Source organism: Galliscardovia ingluviei (assembly GCF_014635685.1).
Classification (GTDB): domain Bacteria; phylum Actinomycetota; class Actinomycetes; order Actinomycetales; family Bifidobacteriaceae; genus Galliscardovia; species Galliscardovia ingluviei.
In genome coordinates, this window is sequence record NZ_BMDH01000001.1 from 976,030 (window position 1) to 993,277 (window position 17,248).

The 17,248-nt window shown below is 46.5% G+C and carries 7 protein-coding genes; all 7 read right to left on the minus strand.

Features of this window, described 5'->3' with window-relative positions:
* Positions 1–139 precede the first annotated feature (139 nt).
* A complete protein-coding gene (gene pepN, locus IEU85_RS04045; protein WP_188354913.1) occupies positions 140–2,740 on the minus strand; it encodes an aminopeptidase N in 2,601 nt (866 codons plus the stop codon).
* A gap of 252 nt (positions 2,741–2,992) precedes the next feature.
* On the minus strand, positions 2,993–4,807 hold the full coding sequence (locus tag IEU85_RS04050; RefSeq protein ID WP_229714715.1) for a ribonuclease J: 1,815 nt from the start codon (positions 4,805–4,807) through the stop codon (positions 2,993–2,995).
* Positions 4,808–4,888: 81 nt separating this feature from the next.
* Positions 4,889–5,782, minus strand: a complete 894-nt coding sequence (gene dapA, locus IEU85_RS04055) for a 4-hydroxy-tetrahydrodipicolinate synthase (protein ID WP_188355017.1) — start codon at positions 5,780–5,782, stop codon at positions 4,889–4,891.
* Between the two features lie 100 nt (positions 5,783–5,882).
* Positions 5,883–6,626, minus strand: a complete 744-nt coding sequence (gene dapB, locus IEU85_RS04060) for a 4-hydroxy-tetrahydrodipicolinate reductase (protein WP_188354914.1) — start codon at positions 6,624–6,626, stop codon at positions 5,883–5,885.
* A 109-nt stretch (positions 6,627–6,735) separates the two neighbouring features.
* Positions 6,736–8,070 (minus strand): MFS transporter, encoded by a 1,335-nt coding sequence (locus IEU85_RS04065; protein WP_188354915.1) that lies wholly within the window; start codon positions 8,068–8,070, stop codon positions 6,736–6,738.
* 95 nt (positions 8,071–8,165) lie between these two features.
* The gene (locus IEU85_RS04070; RefSeq protein ID WP_188354916.1) at positions 8,166–12,395 is read right to left on the minus strand and encodes an ATP-dependent helicase; all 4,230 of its coding nucleotides are present in this window, start codon (positions 12,393–12,395) and stop codon (positions 8,166–8,168) included.
* Positions 12,392–17,053 (minus strand): PD-(D/E)XK nuclease family protein, encoded by a 4,662-nt coding sequence (locus IEU85_RS04075; RefSeq protein WP_188354917.1) that lies wholly within the window; start codon positions 17,051–17,053, stop codon positions 12,392–12,394. Before IEU85_RS04075 ends, IEU85_RS04070 begins: the two co-directional genes overlap by 4 nt.
* Between the last annotated feature and the right edge of the window lie 195 nt (positions 17,054–17,248).

Genomic DNA, 17,248 nt, shown 5'->3' on the forward strand with positions numbered 1-17,248 from the left:
TAGTGCAATATGCTACTCATGGGTCGTGTCATCAGACATGCTACAAGAGTCTACTCATACACTACTGCCACATTCTGCCTGAAAAGCACAAAAGCGGGCAGCCGAAGCCACCCGCTTAGTACAACTACCGCGTTGCTATTTAGAGTGCATCATTGAATGTGCGCACTGCCACAATACGGCGTGCAGACTCAACATTGCCAATCACCAAACGGCGCAATGCCTTATCAGCATCCTCATGAGCTGCCAGCCAAGCGTCACCTTGCTCTACTAAACGTTCAGCATCAGCATTACTTGGCCACAATCCTTCCAGCAAAGCCTCAGCCATATGGAAGGTACGATTCGTCCAGATTCCATCTGCCTCAGCAAAATAACGTTCCACATACGCATTAGCGAGATCAGCAGGGGCGCTTGCAAAACCAGCAGCCACTGCTTCAAGCTGACTATTGGTAAGCTCAGTATTGCGAATAGCTTCTTCCCAAGCCCAAGTCTTAGCTTCTTCAACAGGACGACTTGCACGAGCACCCAAAGCAAACTGACGATTTTCTGTAGTATCTTTCTTAGCAAGCTCTGCTGCAATACCATCCTCGTCAATGGCGTTAATCCGTGCTAATGCTGTCAGTAGGCTCCAACGCAAATTATTATCAATTTGCAAGCCCTCAAGCACTACACTGCCATCAAGCAAGCCGCGCACTGTAGCCTCAAACTCACTATCTCCAGACTCACCATAGCCCAAATAAGCGCCAACCAGCTGGAACTGCACATCTGATCCAGCCTCAGCACGGCCTGCCAAAGTCCACAGTTCGTGCGCCACATGAGCCAAAACCTCAGCACGCTTTGCACTAGCAACATAATGCTTTGCAGTAAAGCTCATGCAGCTCAAGGCATAGCGGTACGTAGTGGACTCAGTTTCACGAGCAAGCAAATGCAGCGTAGCATCCACAAAATCCTGAGCAGGCAATTCACCGTCACGGGTCATATCCCATAGTGACAACCAGATAACAGCGCGAGTAAGCGCACTATCAAAATCTTGTACATGAGCAAGAGCAAATTGGCGAGATTGTTCATCAAAGCGCAGCTTAGCGTATGTTAAATCATCATCATTCAGTGCGATAAACTCTGGACGTGGTTTATCAACAAGCTCCTCTACCACAGTGTCAGCGCCATCAACATCAAGTTCTACACGATCAGTGCGTACCACAGCACCAGCTTCATTAGTGTTATAGAAACCAACTGCCAAACGATGAGGACGCAACACTGGATGCTCTTGTGGAGCTACCTGATGGATGGTGAAAGCAGTAATTACTCCCTTATCATCAGTTGCCACCTCAGCAGAAAGTGTGGTAATACCAGCCTGTTCGAGCCATAATGAGCTCCAGGTGCGCAAATCGCGACCAGAAGTTGCTTCAAGCTCTTGCAACAAATCATGCAAAGTTGCATTGCTATATGCATGCTTGACCAAATAATTATGAATACCCTCAAAGAAGCGCTCACGACCTACATATGCCACAAGCTGCTTTAACACCGAAGCACCCTTCGCATAGGTAATGCCATCGAAATTCACATACGTGTCATTCAAATCATCAATTGGCGCCACAATAGGATGCGTTGTTGGCAGCTGGTCTTGATTCAGCGCCCAGCTCTTTTCACCAGAGGTGAAGGTTGCCCATGCGTCCTTCCAATTAGTAGCCTCTGCTGTTGCCAAGGTAGAAGTGAACTCAGCGAATGATTCATTCAGCCACAAATCATTCCACCACTTCATCGTTACCAAATCGCCAAACCACATGTGTGCAAGCTCATGCAACACGGTTACCACACGACGCTCTGCTAACGCATCAGTAACTTTGGACTCAAACACGTACGAATCACGGATAGTAACCGTACCAATATTTTCCATAGCGCCAGCATTGTACTCTGGTACAAAAAGCTGATCGTACTTATCGTATGGGTATGGCACACCCCAAGTCTTGTTATAGAAGTCAAAACCAGCTTTGGTGACATCAAAAAGGTAATCCGCATCCTTTGCCATTGCCTCCTGCAATGCTTTGCGGCAGTAAATGGCCATAGGCACCTGACGACCGTCACCATTAGATGCTGTAGTACGCCAAACGGCATATGGACCTGCAACTAATGCTGTTAAATAGGAGCTCATAGGAGGAGTGGAGGTAAAGGTCCACATCACGCGGTTTCGAGTTTCGCCACCGGTAAGCGTACCTTCATCAGTGCGCCCAACAAGCTGATTCTTACTGGAAACCAGACCATTGGAAATCACTTCCCAACCCTCTGGAGCGATCACACGGAAATCAAATACTGCTTTAAGATCAGGCTGATCAAATACTGCATATACGCGACGTGCGTCTGGGACTTCAAACTGCGTATACAAGTACACATTACCGTCAGAAGGATCTACGCTGCGGTGCAAACCCTCACCAGTATTAGAATACACGCACATTGCTGTAACAGTAACCGTATTATGCTCGTTCAACTGAGCAAGTTCAATACGGCTATCAGCCCATACTTCACTGACATTAAGCTCCTGCCCATTGAGTACAACAGACTGTACGCTATCAGCAATTAAATCCAAGAATGTGCTGCTACCAGCTTGAGCATCAAAAGCAATAGTGGTAGTAGAACCAAACAACTTACCGCCGCGGGTAAGGTCAAGTTCAATATCATAATGTTGAACGCTTACCACTGAAGCACGTTCTTGTGCCTCAACGCGGGTAAGATTTGCTCCTGGCATATTTCCTCCTTTACTCTGGCGCACGCTTGTGGCACGCGCCAACGTGCAAGCTCAATCCGACGCTAGAGCCTGCATATAGCTTTCACACTCTTATACATCTACATCTACTACGTATACACAATTTACACACAAAACTGCAGTAGTCCTCTACCCTGCTCTACGCTCATATGAACTACTGCAGATTCGTGTCGCCACTGTACCGAGTGCTTTATGGCATAACGTATTGCATAACTAATAGTGTTATTCGGCACCTTATTGCGCTGTATCCTGTGATTGTGCAATATCTGCTACAACCGGCACAATCATAGGTCTACGGTGAATTTTTCGAGCAATCCAACTGCCCAATGTTCGCCGCATAATCTGCTGCAACTGGTATGTACCCTTAGTACCACTCATCATAGCATCTTGTAAATGCTCAACAATCTGAGAGCGAACCTGATCAAATTCGCTTTCATCTTCAGCCACGGCATTGAGGTAAATCTTTGGACCAGACACCACATTGGCGTGCTCGCTATCGACAACCACAAAGGAAGATACAAAACCTTCTGTGCCTAGAATACGGCGCTTTTCCAGTTCTTCATCGGTGAGTTCGCCAACAGAATCGCCATCGACATACACATAATTGCATGGCACCGAACCTACAATAGCTGCTTTGCCATGATATAAGTCAATAACATCACCATCTTCTGCCAGCACCACATTTTGCGGATCTACGCCGGTTTTGACTGCAATCAAACCGTTAGCCACCAAATGTCTGTTCTCACCATGGATTGGCATAGCACACTTTGGCTTAATAATATTGTACAAATACAATAACTCGCCTTCATTGCAGTGACCAGAAACATGCACTGCCGCATTATCACGGTTCACTACGCGAGCACCTAATTGCACAAGTTTATTGATGACTTTGTATACGCCATGCTCGTTGCCTGGAATAAGCGAACTTGCCAAAATAACGGTATCAAACTCATTGATAGCGATATCAGGATGATTGCCGTCTGCAATGCGACCTAGTGCCGCCATAGGCTCGCCTTGCGAACCAGTACACATGTATACGATTTTATCGTCCTGCACATCAGAGGCAGCTTTAAGATCGATGACTGTGCCTTCTGGGATATGCAAATATCCTAAGTCGGAAGCAATACCCATATTGCGCACCATCGATCGACCAACGAACACTACTTTGCGCCCGTATTTATGTGCGGCGTCAACCACCTGCTGTACGCGATGGACATGGCTTGAGAAACTTGCCACAATAATTTTGCGCGTAGCCTCAGCAAATACTCGATCAAGCGCCGGTCCAATGCTGGTTTCTGGCTTAACGAATCCTGGAACCTCAGCATTGGTGGAATCTGCCATCAACAAATCCACACCTTGCTCACCAAGACGACCGAACTCAACTAAATCCGTAATGCGATGGTCGAGTGGCAACTGATCAAGTTTAATATCGCCGGTATCAATCAGGCTTCCTGCCGGTGTTTTCACATGAACAGCCAAAGCATCTGGGATAGAGTGTGTTACCGAAACGAATTCCAGATTAAATGGTCCTACTTTGAGTTTATCGCGTCCTGCTACTTCAATAGTTGTAGGAGTAATGCGATACTCTTTACACTTAGCTTCGACAAAGCCCAAAGTAAGTTTAGAGCCAATCAGCGGAATATCAGGGCGAAGCTTCAATAAATATGGTACGCCGCCGATATGATCCTCATGACCGTGGGTTAATACTAAACCATCTACTTTGTCTAAACGGTTTTTAATATAGTTGAAATCTGGCAGAATTAAATCGACACCGGGCTGCTCTTCTTCTGGAAACAGCACACCGCAGTCAATAAGCAAAATATGCCCGTTATATTCAATAACGTTCATATTCCTACCAATTTCACCTAAACCACCCAATGGCACAATACGCATTGAGCCCTTGCGGTATTTAGGAGGAGCGATCAGCTGCTGTTGAGTGGGCGCTCCTACAGGAGGCGTTGGTCGCACTTTACGTGAACGCGCTCCGGCTTTTCGTTGTTGTGTGCGCCCTTTCGATGGCGCAGATTGTTGTTTATGTTGTTGTTCCATTCGTATTCTTTATACAGTACAGGAGTGTGCCTTGCATCTACGTATCTGTACTAGCATACGCAGATGCCCCAGTACACTCAATTATTCCAGTAATCCGGCAGCATGCATGCCTAGCACTGCTTTTTGCACTTGTTCAGGTTTTGGTCCTACATTTGGCAATCGCATTGCCGTGCAATCTAATGCTCCTGCAGCATGTAATGCAGCTTTAGCCATTACTGCCTGCTGCCCGTCACCATTGAGCGCGTCTACTATATGGGAAAGTCGCGCTGCAATGCGTTGTGCCTCGTGAATATCACCTCGATCAAACGCATCAACGAGGTCGCGCATCGGCGAGGCAGCCACATGCGCTATTACAGATATAATGCCTACCGCACCTACAGAAAGGAATGGTAGGAATAGTCCATCATCTCCAGAATACCAAGCTAATGATGTAGCAATCTGCTTGGTAGCAACACTTGATAAATCACCAGTAGCATCTTTTACAGCTACCACATGTTCAAGCTCACCGAGGCGCTTATAGGTGTCAATATTGATATGTACACCTGTGCGACCTGGCACATCATAGACAATAATAGGTAATTGTGAAGCCTTATCTGCGGCAGCATAATGTGCCACAATACCCTCTTGTGAAGGCCTCGAATAATATGGCGCAACAATAAGCAGACCGTCCGCACCAGACTCTTGAATATGCTCAACCATGCGTACAGTATGCGCCGTATCGTTAGAGCCTGCTCCTGAAACCACAGGCACATTCACTACTTCTTTTACTGCGCGTACCAGCTCAATTTTCTCCTCCATATGCGTTACTGGAGATTCGCCGGTAGTGCCATTGACAACAATACCATCAGCTCCTTGGCTCACTAAACGCTTGGCAAGCTGCTGTGCTACTTCATAATCAATACTGCCATCTTGCTTCATCGGCGTAACCATTGCTGGAAGCACTCGACCAAAAGGAGCTGGGCTGAGTAAATGCATGGTATTCTCACTTACTTCACTGTCACACATATGTACCACCAAATTACCTACTGGTTAAGACCTATGCTGGTTATCAGAGTCCGCGCCAGTTATCAATAGTTTATAAATCTAAGAACTGATCAAGCCCTACAGTAAGGCCTGGGTGTTCGCCAACTTTACGGCACGCCAGCAATACTCCCGGCATGAAACTCGCTCGATCAAAGCAATCAGAGCGAATAATCATCTGCTCACCGGGATTACCAAGTAATATTTCCTCGTGCGCATTCAGCCCGCGCAATCGTACTGCATGAACATGTACACCGTCCACAACGTCGCCACGAGAAGGTTCATTACCTACTGTCGCATCTGGCATTGGAGCACAATCTGCTTGGCGACGAGCCTGAGCAATAGTATGTGCAGTATGAACTGCGGTACCGCTTGGAGCATCAAGTTTATTAGGATGGTGTGCTTCAATCACTTCTGCTGACTCAAAATATGGAGCAGCGATACCTGCAAAATAGTCAGCAAGTACTGCAGAAATAGCAAAATTAGGAGCAATAAACACAGCTTGATCCTTGCGTGGTGCTTGAGCTAAAGCCTCGCGCACTTGTGCTAATTTGTCATCATTCCAACCTGTAGTACCAACAACAACATTGACGCCTTGCTTAATAAGCGTTAATACATTGTCCAAAGTGACATCAGGAACAGTAAAATCTACAGCAACATCAGTATTTTCTGGGCTTACTTGAGTCAGATCATCACTTGAATCTACTTGCAACGCCAACTGCATATCTTCAGCTGCCTCAACTGCTGCAACAACGTGTGATCCCATGCGTCCTTGTGCACCGACTACAGAAACGCGCATTTTTCCTCCAACTGCTCGCTCTTACTCACCAACATGCGCTAGCGTTCAATCCGCAATATGACAAGCATATACACTATCAACACCATTGCATGTACTCATATGTAAGTGACTATTCTCGATTGTAATCTTGTTTGCGCTTTTGAACATGCCTTCTCCACCAAGTGAACACGGTAAGTACACAGGCTGCAGCACATGCTATTGCTGGAACACACAAACCAATCAACGTGCCATGAGCGTCCAATACCATGCCGGCAGCGGTTGAACCAATAGATCCTCCAATTGCTGTACCGGTTGATACCCAAGCCAGACCTTCTGTCAGAGAGGTTTGTGGCACTAATTCTTTTACCAGCAAATTCGCTGTAGCAAATGTTGGTGCTACAAAAACACCAGCTAAAATTTCGCAAATACCAAGCACAACCAAATTCGCAGAAGCCGGTACGAAAATCGCATACCACGCAGTTAGCACTGCCAAAAACACTACCATATGTGACCAGTGAGAACCGGGCAAATGTAATGATCCAAAAATCAAAGCACCAATCAGTGAGCCAAATGCGAATAATGCTAATTGAATACCAACAACTTGCGGCACGCCTAACTCGTCGGTAAGTGCTGTAATAGAAACATCAAAACTTGAAAAGCTGGCATTAAATATCATAAAGATGCACACTAAAGCTGGCACACCTGCATATGCCAATGCCGAACGCACATGCTTATGATGCTCAGTTTTATTGCGATGCTTGCGCCACATATCTGTTGATGCCGATTCGATAGCCTGATCATCGTGCAATGGATTAGCATTAACCGCAACAGTCTCAACAATAGGCATAGTATTGCGTTGTGCAAAAAACACGCTACCGCCAATAGCAGCACAGATTGCAGGAACTACCAGCTGAGAAACCGGGTGAACAGAGGTCGCTAGAAAAGCCGCAAGAATAGGTCCGAAAATAAACACTAACTCATCAACAGCGGCCTCAAACGCGTATGCAGCATTAAGCAAGGTGCCATTATCCCCCGTCTCACGAAGTGCCCATGCCCAACGTGTGCGAACCAACGCGCCAAATGAGAATTGTGTCAAGCCGTTAAGAATTACCAGTACGAAAAGCAGCGCTAATGGCACGCGGAAAAAAGCACCAGCTGCAAAAGCGAACATGCTTACAACTTGAGCTGCAAGGGCAATTGGACCAACTTTAGCTTGTCCAAGGCGGTCAAAAAGACGAGCAAATACCGGTGTCACCACTGCTGCCGCAAGCACAAATGCCGCGCTCATCGTGCCCGCAATAGTCCAATTATTATATAGGTGATTGAGTGCAAGCACTATACCTAAACTCATCATTGACATCGGCAAGCGTGCAAACGCTGCAGCAATGCAGAAACGCCGTGTACCTGGTATGCTAAACAATTTAGCATATGGCAACTGGTCGAGCCGCGTGCGTAGCGACTGCATATTCCCTCCCTTTCGTGCAGGTGTATGTCATCCTTGCCTCTAAACTCCATTTGCTCTGCAGGTATGTGTACAGACTTAAAGGCGCGTCAACGGTGTTATAGGCGCGTTAGACGCTCTATAATTTCTTTCTCTTGGTGACCTGCAGCTACAATCAAACGATTACTTTCCTGCGCTTCGCTCACATAATATAAAGCCGCATCAATACACTCTATATCAATACCCTGAGTGCGAGCAAGCAGCAGGCGGTATAAGTCAAGTTGCACTAGCTTATCACTAATGTCTTGACCAGTTGGTCGTTTGCCGGTTTTCCAATCGATAATGGTGTATTGTGCACGAGAATGTTCATCAATACCGCCGGCAAACACCGCATCAAGTTTGCCATTATAGATACGCCCCTCAATGCTCATCAACACCGAATGCTCTACCCAGAGTGGTAAGCGCGCATTCCATGTGCTTTCTACTAAGCGTTTACGCCATTGCAACTCACGGTAGCGCTGTGCGTGTAAAGCATTCTGCACATCAGTAGACGCTGTATCGGAAGTCATATCAGGGGATGTATCTTCACTATCAGACTGTAGGGATGCAAGCTCTTGCTCAAGTGCTTCAATACGCGGCGCGCGCCACTGATGCAACATTTCCATCGTAGGTTGCCCTACACTCTCTTCATTTCCAGCAGCACTTAATGCCTCAGGCAGTATATATTCTTGCGCCCAAGCGTGAAAACTTGTGCCGGCAGCTGCCACAAATGACTCAACTGTAGGCATAGGTCGCACAATACCTTGCCAATAGTCAAGCTGGTCTTGTACGCTACTATGCTCCAACGTTAAGCGATGCTGAACTTGCGTCACCGACTGGCGTCCAGCTTCAAGAATGCGAGCACCCTGTGCTTGTAGCTGTTGCAGCATTTGCACCTGTTGTAATGCTTGTTGTCTTTCTGCACTAGTTTCACCGATATTAGCTTCACCTGCGCCATCAGTATCTACCATAATCATTGGTGCAGTAGGAATCTTAGGTATCAGAGCACCTTGCGCAATCAATTGCTGCGCTGCTTTGGTCAGTGGCGATGAGCCTACAGCATTTGTGGTCTGCGTAGTATCAACTTCATCGCTCGCAATCTGGGTCTTTGTATCCTCCTGCTTTTGCTGCCCATCTTGCATGGATTGTGCTACAGCATCTTGTACTTGTTGAGCACTGGTTCTCAGCGCAGCACGTGTGGATTCCGGTTCAACATGCCATGGCCAAGTGGAGCGCTCCAATGTAGTTGAGAGTGCCAGTGGATGCTCCCATGGCTCACACACTACATTTTGGTAATACTCATCTGCATCTTCGCCTACAAATATTCCCTCAATATGACCCCCAAACGTATCTTCTACCGGTACCTGTGTAAATTGACTGGCATGAGACAATGACCCGTAAACCTCCTTCCAAAAATTAGAAGGTTTTCTTGCTGTGCCTGCAAATACTAGGTTTTCAACATCTATGCCACTATATGGCACTGTCATATCCGAGGAGTATTTGCTGCAAATCACCAACGCATCACATTCACTTCTGGTTAATGCCACATACATCAGTCTGCGATCGTCATCATGATACCGTTTGCCATATTCACTACGCTGTCCGCGCCATACTCCCGATACAGCATCATCTACAGCATCTGTAAGGGTATTTATTTCCCCAGTGCATTCGAGGATAAGTTGCTCAAGAGAAGTAATGGACTGCATTTGCTCGGTAATATCAGCATCATTACTAGCATTATGAGGGAAATGCGGCAAAATATCATGATCAATACGAATCGTTGGTGGTACCGAAGTGGCATTATGTAGCCAAGTTTTCGCATCCTCACTATATTCAGGGACCTGATACTGCCCATCATAATGCTCTTCGTCAGCTGTACTGGTATCTGCTAACACATCATCTTCTGATGGCGCAACCAACTCAGTAATCTTCAAATTATCACCTGTGGCTTTATTCCCTCCTCCAGGAAATACTTCCTCGTTAAGTTGAGGAATAATAACTGCCGGCCACTCTAAACCTTTTGATTGGTGAATTGTCATAATTACTACATCAGCTTGTCCTTGTGCGGGAGCTAATTCACCAGAAATATCACGCTGTGCGTTAATCCAACTGAGTAGTCCTGCCATAGTCGGACGTACTCCCTGCGGTTGTTCGCTCGTATACGCATCAACTAATTGCAGTACTGCTTGTAGAGCTAACTCGCTATGGGTATCTGAAGTCTGAGCAGTTGCTGGCTGCTGGGTGCTTGATGTGTTATTAGTATTGCCAGTGCTTAATTCATGTTCTGATACAGCACGCGCATTTAGTGTACTACTTGATTCAGCAGTTTCTTGTACTTGTTCTTGTTGACGAATAATACTTGCTGCCACGATTGGATCAATATCCAACTGCAGTGCACGAAAGACGCCATATATTGCCTCTTGTATACTGCGATGCATACTGTGCTCAGCATTGCGCATCATCTGTGAAGCGGCAATAAGCGAGCGCATCATCGGTTCAGCAAGCGTTTTATGCTCGCGCTGCACATATTCGCGCAGTAACGCTGCAAAATGTTGATTGGTAATAACATCTACAATAGTGCGTGCAGGTGCTAACGCATTGCGGTAAGAGCGCAGAGCAGTTCGAATTTCCTTACTCGTGGTTAATCCTGGCTCTACTGCGTTTGCTTCAACAAGGGCGGCATACTGCATTTGCTCATTGGTAGCGCGTGCCAAGCCTGCTAGGGTATGCAAAGCCTGAGTATCGAGTGCAAACCGAGGAGAAGCTAAAACATGCATAAGATGCGCAGGATTGTCTCTAAAAGTCAATGCTTGCAATACAGCAATCATATCGGCTACATCAGGGCGCTGTAACAGACCCTCTACACCAACAACTTCACAAGACAAACCAGCAGCTTCTATGGCTTGACGATACACTGGAATTTGTGCTTTACTGCGCATAAGTACCGCTACTGGAGAAACATGTTCCTCTTGAGCACGCTTGCGATATTTCTGTACGGCTAGACGAGCAAATTGCGCTACAGCCTGCACTTGTTGACCTTGAGTGCTTACTGCTAAGGCACCGACAGTGCCTACAACAGCTTCTGGTTTCGCACGCAGTTGTGCCACATCTACTTCACGTAGGCTCGCACTTGTTGGCACTTGCATAGGACGGCGTAACGGCACAGTCACCGTATTAGCAGCTTCAAGCACTACCTGACTATTACGCATAGTTTGCGACAGCGTGTAGCTTGGCACATCATCTTGCATAGCAAAATCTTGTCTGAATAATCGAAAAGCACCAGGACTTGCTCCTCGCCAAGCATAAATTGATTGAAAAGGGTCACCAACAGCAGTAACCGCACTGCGATTGGATTTACTGATCCCCATATTTGACCGCTCAGCAGTTTGCCCTGAATTGCCTCTAAACAAACTCACTAAGAGTTGCGCCTGCGTAGTAGAAGTATCTTGGTACTCATCTAAAAACACGTGCGAAAACAGTTTACGATATGCGTGCCCAATAGATGGAAATCGGTGTACTAACCGGTATGCAGCTATCGTAAAATCGCTAAATTGTGCTAATCCGCGTTCACGCTTGGCTTGGTCAAACTCCAGTACACAGTCTAGTAAAAACTCGCGTTCAGACACGTTGGCACGAATAGTTTGCATTTGAGCAAGGTTACGGTTAGCGTTTTTACTATCTACAGAGCGTACTGCCTGCGCATATTCTTCCGGTGTACCTAATGTATCAAACCGATGCGCAAAAGCATCATCCCACTGCCGAATACGCGCTACTGCCGCATCAATGGTGTCAATATCGCCGCCAATCATCGAAGCAGCAATGGCATCATGTAATGATAATACTTCGCCAACAATCGTACTAAAACTTTTATGTGAACCATTATGAGTGCGAAGTGATAAGGCTCCTTCAATATGCTTACCCACAATATCAGCAGCAATTTGGTAAGCGCCTGCATCGCTTAGCGGCGTCATCTCTTGCGGCATACCAACAAGCAATCCGTACCGCTTAACAATGGACTGGAAAAACGCATCATAGGTCATCACTGTCGGGCGCATGAGTGAATACGCCGTAGTACCACGGTGTGCATTCACTACTTGTGTGACTTTATCAAGCAATTGTGCAGCGGCTTTGCGCGTAAAGGTCAAACCTAAAATATGCTCAGGAGCAACACCCTGCTCGATAAGCGCAGTAATACGCTGCATAAGCGTAAATGTTTTACCAGATCCTGCACCAGCAATCACCAAAATATCGTCTTGAATTGCGGCATCAATAACAGCCTGCTGTTCCTCAGTTGGACGAATTTTACTCATGAGAGCTCCTCCATAACTGTGCTTACCTGCTCGGCACATGCGGGACATACAGTAGTGAACTTGCAGTAATTCAAATGCTGTTCTGGTACCTCAGTAGTAGTGAATACTTGCGATTGTGAGCCAACTGCAGCACGAATAATTTTTGCAATCATGGACACCGCCCACATACCTTGTGTATCTTTAACCGCATGAATACACTGCCATGTGCGCTCGTCAAAGAGTTCTGGACAAGATTGAGGCAATTGAGGCACATCCCATATGTTGTCAATAGTCTTGGTATATGTGCGCGACTGGAAGTTGTTATCACCAATATGTGTAACAATTAGTGGCGGCTGATAGGCAGATTCAGCAGCATTCGATTGAGCTGGTTGCGTGCTGTCTTTAATAACAAATAACGACGACTGACCAATAACACCACGTTTGGCACGTTGCTCAAGCTCTTGCAACGTAACCTGCTGTAATGCTACACGCTTATTTTCCTGCTCACCTGCAAGAAAATGCCCAAAATGAATACCAAGCTGATAGCAAGCCAACTGTAAATCACTAAACATGGTTTTTTTAGTGAAATTGCTCCCTGTTTTATAGTCAATAATGCGCACGAGCTCGCTACCATCATCCAAAGTACGAAGCTCAATACGGTCGATACTGCCATGCAAATGAATACGAAGCTGCGCAATATCAATCGGATGACGCGCATCCACTTGCCACTGCGGGGTAATAAGTTGTGCTAATGCGAGACATTGTTCCGTACTGAGATTCAGTACAGCTGATTGTGCTCCTTCATCACCATATTCGCTAAGTGATAACGCAGATTGCAATTGTGCATTGATTACTTGGCATAGTTGCGCAACACTTATCGTGGCATCAAAACTTTGCTCTGCTAATACATAGTCGAGCTTACCAATACGCGGACTGTTACTCGGCTTTTTTGGAAATAGTTTCGTGTTTATCACATATTCCGGATCATTTGACTGAATAAAATACGTCGCTACATTGGTAAGTATCTGATGGAAGGCTTCTTCTTGAACTGCTTGTTCAAACGCTTCTTGCCCTTGTTGCGCCATGTCGGTATTTCGATACTGTTTACCAATAGCTTCCAGTTCCGTAGCACACTGCTCAATTTGCTCTTCTCGCGTACCACTGTAATGTGTGTGTTGATAGTCTGGTAAATCAATACCGCTAAGCGTTGCATGCTCTAGAATTGCATGAATAATATTGCCTTGCTGTTGCTGCGAAGAGGATAATGTTGGCCCACTAAAATCGCGGCTCATTTTCCAGCAAATCGCACAGGCATCAAGAGCATTCACATCAGATGGCGAAAGTGAAGCCAGCTGGCTTTGCCTGTCATCGGTCGATGGTTGATGTTGAGTTTGAGATTGAGATTGAGCCTCAGTATCAGTTTGAGGCGCTGTATCGGCTTCCGTATTTTCAGCGTCGGTAGTCGTTTTTTCAAGATTAGTCGCTGTAGTTTCAGGATTGGCTGTAATAGTTTCAACACTGTTATCAGTGTACGAATCTTGAACAAAAGACCATGTTTTCGGATGAGCCAGATCATAATGTTGCTCAGCGAGTAGCGCTAACGCTTGTACAGCATCTTGAACTTGTGCCGGTTGCTCAGCTCCACCATGCGCATTATGCTGCTGTATGCTGTGTTGTCGCGCTACAGCAACTAGTGAACGTGGGTCTTGTAACTGCCCTAACTCCATATCACTACTATTGTCACTCTCTTGTGCCGCTAAGTTATAAGCTACCCCTGTTTGCTCATCAAAGATTTCCGGAATATACGTACTCAAAAAATCAGATGGTGATTGCTCATCATTGTGTACTGCACTGATATTCACTTGTTTGGCTGCACGCGATAATGCCACTACAAAAAGGCGCTGTTCAGCCGCTAATACACGCTCAAATGGATTATCGTATGACGCACGCACATCAGCGCCATACATCACGCGCTGCGCCAAATCCTCAATACCGAATAGCGTGCCTCGCGGAGTGAGATTTGGCCATACTCCCTGCTCAACAGTTGGAATCCATACATAATCTCGTCTCACACCGACTGATCCTGCGGGAGTAGTTAATAGCACTGCGTCAAGCTGCGGAGTATGCGAGGCTAAAGAATCTGCCTCAAGACGCAACGTATTCATTTGTTGCATAAACTGCTCAATACTAGTGCCTGCCTGTGCCTCGTGAGCATGAGCAAATAACCGAATAACCGTATCAAGCCGCTGGTTTGCAGCATCAGCAGCATGTTGCGCAGCAGTAGCACGCATCAAATACGGTGATAACGCAGTATACTCATCATCCCACACTACTTCATCGCTGGCTCCTTGTATTGCAAGCTGCTGCCAGAACTTGTCTACATCAGCGGCGACCCACGCAGTTTGTACTAAATACGCTGGTGAAATCACTATTGACCCATCATGAGCTTGGTATTGTGCCGCTGGCGGCGCAGACTGGATAGCATGAGCCACACGTTCTATTGCAGTGCACAGTCTGGTACATACCTGTTCGAGGCGCGAATCCGAGCGCTCGGACCCACAAATAGTGCGTACCAGTGTTTGTATTATTTCTGCATAACGTTCTTGACTGACTACAAGCATCAGTAAGGCTTCAATACTCAACGCATATGGTATTTCTTCATGCGACGATGCGTTTGTCTCGTTACTACCCAGTATTGCATTGTCTACAACGGTGGTTGCGGTAGTTAGGCTTTCTACTCGGGTTGCTTGTTCAGCTTGATAATCCAGAGCGCTAGCCAAACGTTGCCAAGCATCGGTAAGTTCAGTAAAAAGCTTCGCCTGCTCAGATTGCGGCGTTACTACTTGTGCTACTTGAGTAATCATGCGCAGTATTTGTTCAAAAGCATGCCACTGATTACCGAGTGATTGCATATAATTGCTACTGGTATCGGCCGCTGCAACACAGAGTTGAGACTCACAAAATGTTTTCACTTGTGAAGCTACTTCGCGCATGAGCATCTGCCTGTCAGTAGCAGACTGGCCATTGTGGAATGCTGATTGCAAACCTCGCGTGCGCCACAATGCCAAACGAATCAGTGCAAACAGACCCTGCACCGTACTATCTTGTGCAAGCGGAGTGGACTGCGTAGCAAAACTAACTGGAATACCCTGTTCTCTCATAAAAGCACCCAGTTGCTGTACTTGAGCATTATCATGTGCAATCACTGCCATTGAATGCCAAGACTGTCCTTGTGCATGGTACGCACGCATGGTCTGAACCAAAGCCTGTCGCTCTTCAAGATCTGTGCGATATACCATGCCCCGTAAGGAGCGCTGATGGTAAACATCCGATTGTCCATCATCAACCCATGCCGTATCAACCTCAATAGGTAAAGTGCCTGCTAATACCGGAGCCTTGCCCAAGCGCTGCTCGAGGGCAAGAGAATTGCTGATTTGGGAATGAATAGACAGCGATACACGCGATAATACCCGATCTAGATAACGCGCATGCTGCTCATCATATGGAGCTTCTAGTCGGTAGACACGAGCATGGATATTCCCTAGCTCCTCTTCAATCAATGGCGCAAATGGATAAATCATATGGTCAAGCTCAGTGGGTGCGCTTTCACGTTCATGTGTCAAACGTGAGAGCACAAATTCTGGGAAAGCACCACGGAAACTTTGTACAGATTCATCAGGATTAGCACTCAATATTATGCGAACCCCTCGTTGATAGAGCGCAGTAATAAAACGAAGCTGAGCGAGGGTTATATCATGAGCATCATCAATAATAAGTAGCTTCGGTAAGGCCTGCTTATCCAACTGCTGTACTGCCTGTGTACCAAGCTCAATCAGTACTGTCGCATCTGCTCTTGTCTCCTGTGGATATGCACGAGCTACTTCCTGCTCATACTCTGCGCGCAACACAAAGGCGAGCTTCCATTGCACAGCAAAGCGAGCGCCATAGGTTGCCGATTGCACATCACTATCCGCATTCGCAATCTCTGCAACAACCTGTGTTTCATTTTCTCCGCGAATACCAAGCTCACCGATACGAGCAAACATATCGCGCATTTCATCGATAAAAGAATCGCTTAAACCTTGCGCAAGGCGGGCCTTAATTTGAGCCTCTGACAGTTGCATATGTTGTGCATTTGCTGTTGGGTTAATAATCTGCACCCAGTCGGCAGTACCAAAATACTCGCGCAAAATTGCACATATTGGGCAAGTGTCTCCTGTAAGCACGTGCATAATATGGGTTACCAACACAGTACGAATTACTGCATCTTGCTGTGCGCCATTTAATAATTTAATTGGTTGCTGCTGTTCGATAGCAGCAAGCTGTGATGCGCATTGAAAAGCAAAAGCCGCTATTGTGGTTACTGGTCGTGTAACGTTGCTTGCTCCCAGCGGCTGCATCACGGATCTGATAAGCGTGTCAGCAATTTTTCTATTAGCCACACACATCAATGCTTGCCCATCCCCATAGGCTCTTATGGCTTCAACTAATGCGCGGCGTAATACGGTTGTTTTGCCACTACCTGCGGGACCGGCAATCAGTATCGACTCATGTGCTGCTTTGCTTGTAGGCGTAGCGTTTGTGTGTTCTGCAATCGGCGTTGATTGCGCAATCCATGATGCTACAGCATCAGTTAATTGTTGAATACTATAAGTTTGATTACTCTGGGCAGCACTCATATATGCCACTATAGCAGTTTGTCAACGTAAAGCATGAATAGTGTGTAGGGTGTGTATTTTGGCGTATGGTCTGCGCGAATGCTATGTCTGATATTTCGCAAATATTGTGCGCCATGCGTTCTCATGTTGTAATAGTCTTCACTAACACAAAAGCGGCTGCCGAAGCAACCGCTCTATTCAACTTCTACGTATATT

What these genes read in the sequence shown, in the direction of transcription:
- pepN (WP_188354913.1), bottom strand. Translation starts at nt 2,740, where the DNA reads ATGCCAGGAGCAAATCTTACCCGCGTTGAGGCACAAGAACGTGCTTCA.
- IEU85_RS04050 (WP_229714715.1), bottom strand. Translation starts at nt 4,807, where the DNA reads ATGGAACAACAACATAAACAACAATCTGCGCCATCGAAAGGGCGCACA.
- dapA (WP_188355017.1), bottom strand. Translation starts at nt 5,782, where the DNA reads ATGCATTTACTCAGCCCAGCTCCTTTTGGTCGAGTGCTTCCAGCAATG.
- dapB (WP_188354914.1), bottom strand. Translation starts at nt 6,626, where the DNA reads ATGCGCGTTTCTGTAGTCGGTGCACAAGGACGCATGGGATCACACGTT.
- IEU85_RS04065 (WP_188354915.1), bottom strand. Translation starts at nt 8,070, where the DNA reads ATGCAGTCGCTACGCACGCGGCTCGACCAGTTGCCATATGCTAAATTG.
- IEU85_RS04070 (WP_188354916.1), bottom strand. Translation starts at nt 12,395, where the DNA reads ATGAGTAAAATTCGTCCAACTGAGGAACAGCAGGCTGTTATTGATGCC.
- IEU85_RS04075 (WP_188354917.1), bottom strand. Translation starts at nt 17,053, where the DNA reads ATGAGTGCTGCCCAGAGTAATCAAACTTATAGTATTCAACAATTAACT.